This window comes from Deinococcus humi, from assembly GCF_014201875.1.
In the GTDB taxonomy this organism is placed as follows: domain Bacteria; phylum Deinococcota; class Deinococci; order Deinococcales; family Deinococcaceae; genus Deinococcus; species Deinococcus humi.
In genome coordinates, this window is the sequence record NZ_JACHFL010000057.1 from 1 (window position 1) to 1,307 (window position 1,307).

Consider the following 1,307-nt stretch of genomic DNA (forward strand, 5'->3'; position numbering starts at 1 on the left):
CGGCATTCGAGCCTGGGATACTTGACGCCCCTGGAAGCCGAGTGCCAGGCTACAGCTGCTTAACCTTAGCGACTCGAAACCGAGTCAACCCCAAACAATGGACCGATGTCCGCAGGTAACTGCTTTGCGTCTCCCTGCAATTGATTGCGGCTCAATCCTGCTGTACTTGCCTGGGCATCGATGGCCGCCTGTAAGGTGTCTACGTATCGGCCGAATGCTCCTTTCACTTGAGGAGCTTCTGGATTTGGTAACGGAGCGACCTGGATGGCAATGCCTTCGCATCCTGTCGCACTACCTGCAGGTTTCAAAGTGAGCGTCCCACCTTGAGCAGGTGAATCGGGATGGAATGGTGCGCGGACAAAGTACTGCTTTATGCCATCGACAGTCTCCGTTTGCACGTCCAGCGTGAATTGAGCACCGTTCGGGCTGGTGATGGAAACAGTCGTGGGTGGTGTGGCAGGTTCAATGTTGGTGAGGAGGATGTGTTGCCCTGGGACGATCGAAGTGTTGGTGGTTGCGAGCGTCACACACTTTGTGATTGTCGTAGGGGTGGTGCTGGATTGGCCGCAGGCAAGGAGGGCTGACGCGAGGCAGGCGGCGGCAAGAACCTTTTTGTGCATGCGGAGCCTCCAAGTATTTCAAGCAATTGGCGGTAGAACAGGTTCGAAATGTTAGGCCGCAGGACGCCCAGCACACCTGGGTGGGGTCGAGCTGGCTGCAGGTTCAATGCAGTCACACGCAGTGAAAGCAGTACAACGCTTGCTGTCTTTAATGCTTCTTGAGGTCTCCACCTTACAACTTTTGGTGACCTTGAGTCATCTCTTCTGTCGCTCCGTATCTGGATATGCAAGCCATTGTCTGACACAGCTCCTCGTACCAGGCATTCACCTCGCCCGACGTCTCCTCTGGATTTACTGATCTGTGCATTGATTCGTAGCGTTAGGGCGTGTCGGCCAAGGTTGTGTGCTCACTCACGCCCGATAGGCTTTGCCGTTGTGGCGCGAAGAAATCACAGATGGTCAATGGCAACGGCTGGCCCCACTTTTGCCTCCAAAAATCGGTCTTGGAAGACCCTACCTCGACCATCGTCCGATCATCAGCGGGATCATCTGGGTCTTGCGAACAGGTGCGCCCTGGCGAGATGTTCCTGAACGATTCGGCAAGTGGACAACGATCCAAAGCCGGTTCCGTCGGTGGACCGCCAAAGGCATCTTGGGGTTGACTCGGTTTCGAGTCGCTAAGGTTAAGCAGCTGTAGCCTGGCACTCGGCTTCCAGGGGCGTCAAGTATCCCAGGCTCGAATGCCGC

The 1,307-nt window shown here is 55.8% G+C and carries 2 protein-coding genes; one reads left to right on the forward strand and one right to left on the reverse strand.

From position 1 onward, the window contains the following. Positions 1 to 65: 65 nt before the first annotated feature. A complete protein-coding gene (locus HNQ08_RS27035; RefSeq protein WP_184138563.1) occupies positions 66 to 620 on the reverse strand; it encodes a hypothetical protein in 555 nt (184 codons plus the stop codon). 373 nt (positions 621 to 993) lie between these two features. Here HNQ08_RS27035 and HNQ08_RS27040 point away from each other — a divergent pair, with 373 nt between their 5' ends. Further along, positions 994 to 1,257: a transposase gene (locus tag HNQ08_RS27040; RefSeq protein ID WP_268240046.1), complete on the forward strand. Its 264-nt coding sequence runs from the start codon at positions 994 to 996 to the stop codon at positions 1,255 to 1,257. Positions 1,258 to 1,307 lie beyond the last annotated feature (50 nt).

Excerpts from the sequence above, each read along its gene's own strand:
- HNQ08_RS27035 (WP_184138563.1), bottom strand. The coding sequence starts at position 620 with ATGCACAAAAAGGTTCTTGCCGCCGCCTGCCTCGCGTCAGCCCTCCTT.